General features: G+C 68.5%; 6 protein-coding genes. 2 read left to right on the plus strand and 4 right to left on the minus strand.

Features of this window, described 5'->3' with window-relative positions:
- Positions 1-6 precede the first annotated feature (6 nt).
- Positions 7-1440, minus strand: a complete 1434-nt coding sequence (locus A3CU_RS47590) for a 3-deoxy-7-phosphoheptulonate synthase (protein ID WP_052372484.1) — start codon at positions 1438-1440, stop codon at positions 7-9.
- A 267-nt stretch (positions 1441-1707) separates the two neighbouring features.
- On the opposite strand from A3CU_RS47590, the gene A3CU_RS0131070 reads away from it, so the two are divergent.
- Positions 1708-2631, plus strand: coding sequence for an ABC transporter ATP-binding protein (locus A3CU_RS0131070; RefSeq protein WP_027945552.1), 924 nt, complete (start codon positions 1708-1710; stop codon positions 2629-2631).
- Entirely contained in the window at positions 2631-3482 is an 852-nt protein-coding gene (locus tag A3CU_RS0131075; RefSeq protein ID WP_027945553.1) for an ABC transporter permease, read from the plus strand. The genes A3CU_RS0131070 and A3CU_RS0131075 overlap by 1 nt, the downstream gene beginning before the upstream one ends.
- Positions 3483-3501: 19 nt before the next feature.
- Here the strand turns inward: A3CU_RS0131075 and A3CU_RS0131080 are convergent, their stop codons facing one another.
- The 3 genes from A3CU_RS0131080 to A3CU_RS0131095 all read right to left on the minus strand — a co-directional run bounded on the left by A3CU_RS0131080 (position 3502) and on the right by A3CU_RS0131095 (position 5984).
- Positions 3502-4161 carry a response regulator gene (locus A3CU_RS0131080; RefSeq protein ID WP_027945554.1) on the minus strand — a complete coding sequence of 220 codons (660 nt, stop codon included), beginning with the start codon at positions 4159-4161 and terminating at the stop codon, positions 3502-3504.
- Positions 4158-5357 (minus strand): sensor histidine kinase, encoded by a 1200-nt coding sequence (locus tag A3CU_RS0131085; RefSeq protein ID WP_027945555.1) that lies wholly within the window; start codon positions 5355-5357, stop codon positions 4158-4160. Before A3CU_RS0131085 ends, A3CU_RS0131080 begins: the two co-directional genes overlap by 4 nt.
- 291 nt (positions 5358-5648) lie before the next feature.
- Entirely contained in the window at positions 5649-5984 is a 336-nt protein-coding gene (locus A3CU_RS0131095; protein WP_027945557.1) for a TcmI family type II polyketide cyclase, read from the minus strand.
- Positions 5985-6000 lie beyond the last annotated feature (16 nt).

The raw sequence follows: 6000 nt of genomic DNA on the forward strand, positions 1-6000 counted from the left end.
TGGGTTTCAGTCCCCCAGGCAATTCGCGGCCAGCAGGCCGGTGGCGTCCGACGGAGAGGCCGCGGCGGCGAACAAAAGGTCCGCGATTTCTCGGACGAGCGCAAGCGCCTGCACGTCATTGAGTCTCGGGTCGCAAAGCGAGCGGTACCGGCTGGGAAGGTCGGCGAGACCGGGGCCTCCGCCGCCGACGCATTCGGTGACGTCGTCGGCGGCGACCTCCAGATGCACCCCGCCGGGCCACTGCGACTGCTCGGCCATGACGGCGAAGAACCCTTGCACTTCGTCGAGAATGTCGTCGTAGTAACGGGTCTTGAGCCCCGACGGGGCCTTCACGGTGTTGCCGTGCATCGGGTCGCACATCCAGATCACCGGGTGTCCGGCCTCGCGAACCGCCGCTACCAGCGCGGGCAGCCGGTCCCGGATCAGGGCGGCGCCGTGACGGACGATCAGGGTGAGCCTGCCCGGTGTATGGTGCGGATCCAGCCGGGCGCACAGGCGCAGCAGGTCCTGCGTGCCGACGTCCAGCCCTACCTTGCACGCGATCGGGTTCGCGACACCGGCGAGAAACATCGCGTGCGCGCCGTCCGGCTGGTTGGTGCGGGCGCCGATCCACGGCAGGTGGGTGGAGGAGAGGTACCAGTCGCCGGTATCCGGGTCCCGCCGGGTGAGTGGCTCCTCGTAGTCGAGTACGAGCGCCTCATGGCTGGCCCAAAGTCTGTTGTGGACCCGCACGCTCCCAGGGCGGTGGCCGCTGCCGGAAGAGTCTACTATGGAAAGTCGTGGCGGCGGTGAGCTCCACCACGGGGGAAACTCGGCAGGGTCGCCGGGACCGAAATCGCGTGCGAGCCGTTCCAGCTCCGCGAACACCTCCTGAGCCGTGCGATAGGCGTCGATCAGCCTCGGTGCGAAGTGGCGGCGTTCGGCCTCGGTCGGGGACGGGCCATTGACGATCAGGCCACGAAACGACGGCAGCACCCGGCCCTCGACCAGTTCGGTCGGCTGGGACCGGGGCTTGCCGAACTGGCCTGCCAGCCTGCCGATGGTGACCACAGGTAGTCCGATGTGGTCACTGATCAGCGTGGACAACCGCCCCAGCAGGTGGTCTTTGGCGGCAGCTCCCTCGACGGCGGCGGTGCCGAACGGCTCGGCGCAGTCACCGGCCTGCAGGACGAAGGCTTTGCCTGCCTGGACTTCGGCCAGCGACACCGCTAGCGCCCGCACGTCTTCCCGAGTGGTCAGCGGCGGCAGGGACCGTAACAACCGGCGGACCCGGGAGATGCCCGTCGACGTCCAGTTCGGCTGCTGCAAGGCTTCCAGCCCGTGCCAGATGCCCGGGTGCCACGGCTCCGGGCCGTCGTGGAGGCCCTGCCGGCCGGCCGTAAGTTCAGTCCGGCCGGCAGGGGGCTGTGGCGGGGAAGGCGCCTGTCGTGACCAGTTCATCTTCACCACGTTTCGATTCAGGTACCGTGACGGGCGATCGACCCCAGTGCTCGCGCCGGTTCGGTGTGTCCCTGCGACGATATATATCGTCGCTTGGCGCGATCCCGTAGGCGTGAGCAAATGGTCCTGCGATTGCTGGGAATCAGGGCAGCTGCACGGTTCTCGTAGCCGGCAGGGCATTTCCGGCGGGCGCGTCCTACGCAGGGTTGCGTAGGACGTAAGCGCCTGCCGACGGACGCGCGGGCGCCGCCGGGAGACCATTCTGGGATGGTGATCGAGCATCTGGTTGAGACAGCCGGCCTGACCAAGCGGTACGGCGAGCAGTTGGCGCTGTATGGCGTGGACCTCGCGGTGCGCCGCGGCGAGGTCTACGGGTTCCTCGGCCCGAACGGTGCGGGGAAGACGACCACCCTGCGGATCCTGCTCGGTCTGGTGAAACCGACCGCCGGCCGGGTGCGGGTCCTGGACGCCGAGCCGGGTAACCCGGCCGCGCTGGCGCGCATCGGCATGCTCGTCGAGTCCGCCGCCTTCTACCCCTACCTTTCCGGACGCGACAACCTCCGGGCGTTCGCGCGCTACTGCCGCGTCCCGGATGCCAAGGCCGACGAGGTGCTGGAGATCGTCGGCCTGTCCGACCGGGCGGGCGACCGCTTCTCCGCCTACTCACTGGGCATGAAGCAGCGGCTCGGCCTGGCCGCGGCCCTGTTGAAGGAACCGGAGCTGCTCATCCTCGACGAGCCGACCAACGGCCTCGACCCGCAGGGCATGGCCGACATGCGCGTGCTGATCCGCCAGCTCGGCTGCGGCAACCGCACCGTGTTGCTGTCGAGCCACCTGCTCGGCGAGGTCCAGCAGGTCTGCGACCGCGTCGGCATGATCAACGAGGGCAGGCTGGTCCGCGAGGGCACGGTGGACGAGTTGCGTGGCGGGTCCATGCTCACCGTGCGCGCTGAGCCGCTCGGCCAAGCCCGGATCCTGGCCGAGCGGATGTTCGGTGCGGACCGCGTCTCGGTGCACGAGAACGAACTGCGGCTGAGCGCCGAAGAAGACGACGCGGTCCGGATCAACCGTGAGCTGGTGCTCGCCGGGGTCGCCGTGCGCGCGCTCATCTGGGTGGAACGTTCGCTCGAGGAGATCTTCTTCGAGGTCACCGAGCAGACCGGCCGGGAACTGACAAAGGAAGGTGCCTGATGCTCGCGAGTTTCTCCGCCGAGCTGTTCAAGATCCGCAAGCGGACGGTGTTCTGGCTCGTTGGCGCGGTTTGGATGACCCTGACGCTGGTGTTCGGCTATGTCTTCCCGTACTTCAGCTACAACGGCAACCCTACCGGGCCGGCGTTCGGCGGCCGGGCGGCCGCCGAGCAGGTGCTGTCCCAGGCGCTGCCGGAAAGCCTGGCTTCCAGCGCCATCCAGGGGTTCCCGCTGTTCGCCGGAGCACTGGCGATGCTGATCGGGGTGCTGTGCGCCGGCGGCGAGTACGGCTGGGACACGATGAAAATGCTGTTCACCCAGGGGCCCCGGCGGCTGTCCGTCCTGGGCGGCAAGCTGGCCGCGCTGCTGGTGTTGATGCTCGGGATCGTGGTCGTGACGTTCGTCGTCGACGGAGCCGCGGCCTGGCTGATCGCCGCGGTGGAGTCCAGGCCGATGAACTGGCCGTCGATCGGCGCGCTCGCCCGCGGGGTCCTGTCCGGCTGGCTGATCGTCGGAATGTGGGCCACCGCCGGGCTGTTCCTCGCCACCATGGTGCGCGGGACCGCGCTGGCAGCGGGTCTCGGTCTGGTCTGGGCCCTTGCGGTGGAGAACCTGATGCGCGTCTTCGCCTCGGTCATCGGTCCGGTCGACGTGCTGCAGCGCTTCTTCCCCGGCACGAACGCGGGTGCGCTCGCCGCCGCGCTCGGGGTCACCCCGCAGGGCCAGCCCGGCGGGACCCCAGGGGTGACCACGGCGGTCAGCGGCACGCAGGCCGCGATCGTGTTGCTTGCCTACGTTGTCCTCTTCGCCGCGGCCAGCCTGTTCGTGGTACGTCAGCGAGACGTGACGTAAGCCCGGCGCGAGGCGGGCCTCACCGCTCGATGGTCAGGCCCGCGCGCATGGCGACCACCACGAGTTGAGCGCGGGAGCGGGCGTGCAGCTTGACCATGGCGCGGCTGACGTGCGTGCGTACGGTGGCCGGGCTGACCACCAGCTCCTTCGCGATTTCCTCGTTGGAGTAACCGGTGGTGACCCAGGCGACCATCTGGCGTTCGCGCTCGGTCAGCTCGTCCAGTCCGCCGACTGGAGCGGCGGTCGGGGCCACCTTCCGGTTGAACATCGACACCACCCGGCGGGTGACCGACGGCGACAGCAGGGCCTCGCCTCCGGCGACGACCCGGATGGCCCGTACCAGTTCGTCCGGTGCGGTGTCCTTCAGGATGAACCCGGCGGCCCCGGCCTGCAGCGCCTCGAACACGTACTGGTCGATCTCGAACGTGGTCACCACGATGACCCGGGTCTGCTCGAGTTCCCGATCGGCGGCGATCGTGCGCAGGGTCTCCAGGCCGTCCATGCCGGGCATCCGGAGATCCAGCAGCAGGATGTCCGGACGGTCGCGGCGCAGCAAATCCAGTGCGGCCCGGCCACTCGACACCTCGCCGACCACGGTGATGTCCTCTTCGCGTTCGATGAGTACCCGCAGGCCCATTCGGACCAGCTCATGGTCGTCGGCGAGGGCAACCCGGATCATTGGTCGTACCCCGTCAGCGGGAGGTGCGCCACGACGCGGAACCCGCCGCCTTCACGGGGGCCGGCCTCGAGTGTGCCGCCGACGTCTTCGACCCTGCCGCGCATTCCGGTCAGTCCCCGCCCCAGGCGCGGTGTCTGCTGTGGCGTCGCTCGTCCGTGGTCGGCCACCTGCACCACCAATTCGTCCTCCTGCTGTGCGATTCGCACGTCCGCTGTCGTTTCCCCGGCATGCCGCAGCACATTGGTCAGTGATTCCTGTACCACCCGGTAGGCCACGACGTCGATGTCGTCGGCGAGCGGGGTAGCGAGGGGCTGCAGGTGAAGTTCCACTGGCAGGCCACCGGCTCGCACCTGCTCGACCAGTTCGGGCAGTCCGGCGAGGCCGGTGTCCCCAGTGCAATCCGGGTCGTCACTGCTGTCCGCCGTGTCCTCATCCGGCTTTGCCGGGTCCTGTTCGCCCTGTCCGTCTGGATGGAATGTGCCGAGCATGCTGCGCAGCTCGGTCAGTGATTTCGCGCTGGTGGCCTGGATTGCTTCGAGGGACTCGCGGGCCTGTTCGGGTTGCTCGTCGAACACCAGCAACGCGACCCCGGCCTGCATGGCCACCAGGGCGAACCCATGCCCGGCGATATCGTGCACGTCGGAGGCGATCCTCATCCGCTCCTCGAGCGCGACCCGTTCGACCAGCTCCTGTCTTGCCCGTTCCCGCGCGGCCGTCACTGCGTGCACCAACGCGCCCAGCGACCACGGCAACACGACCCAGCCCAGCCAGGCGACCGACAGCACCACCGGAGTGTCGAGATGGTGGGAAAACCGGGCGGCCACCATCGCATACGCGGCCCCCGCAGCCAGCCCACAGGCGAGCAGCGACAGCCGCAGCGACCGCTGCCGTGCCACCTCGAACATCGCAATGATCATGCAAAGCTGTATCGGACCGTACGGATAACCGGCCAGCAGATAAACACCCAGCACCGCCATCGCCACGGTCAGTCCCCAGACCGGTGCCCTACGACGCAACGCAACGGTCGTCACCGCGGCCAGCACAACCAGGAGAAAAGCCCAGAAATCCAGCGCCCTGGCCCGGGGGGTCTGCAAGGCGCCCGCGCCGATCGTGCCGAACACCAGCACACCGGCCAGCACACTCGCGAACCCGAACTCCCGCAGCGATAAAGACCAGGCCCTGTCGGCTGTCCGCATTCGATGGCCCCAGCGCCGAAGTGCGTACACGGCCGAAGACGAGACCGGTCGCTTTCTTGCGTCGGCATCAGTACCCATCGCCGGGCGCGCCCCCAGGTCCGCAGCGGTCCGTGATCCGGCTCTCACACTCGGAGAATACGGACGGGGCCCACGAGCGCAAGCCCAGACCGCGACTTATGGCGGCTCCGGCATAGCAGGGGGCCGGCGCCTGGCCGACGAGCCGGCTGGAGGAGCCCGGACCGCCGCCGGGGTCGAGCAGCGCGTCCAAGAACGGCATTCCCTCCAGGCAGTTCACCGGCTTCCTTCTGCTCCCGGCTTCCAGGTGTAGAAGCATTGCGCCATTGCGTCCTTCGGCGACTTCCAGGTCGGCAGGTAGGGGGAGATGTGCTCGTCCAGCCGCCTGCTGATTCGCTGGAACTCCGGGTGTTTGCGAGCCTCGGCGACGGCAGCGTCGCCGAGGTCCTCGGTTTCCAGCAGGTGCGCGTACAGGTCACCGAGCCGGTACAGCGAACGGTGACGTACCCCGGCGATGAGCGGTAGTTCGGTCNGGTCGGACTCGGCGAAGATCTCGGCCACGTGCTGCTCGGCGTTCGGGTTGATCTTCGCGACAATGAGGGTTCTGTGCATGTGGTTGCCTCAATCG

The organism is Amycolatopsis taiwanensis DSM 45107 (genome assembly GCF_000519205.1).
Taxonomy (GTDB): domain Bacteria; phylum Actinomycetota; class Actinomycetes; order Mycobacteriales; family Pseudonocardiaceae; genus Amycolatopsis_E; species Amycolatopsis_E taiwanensis.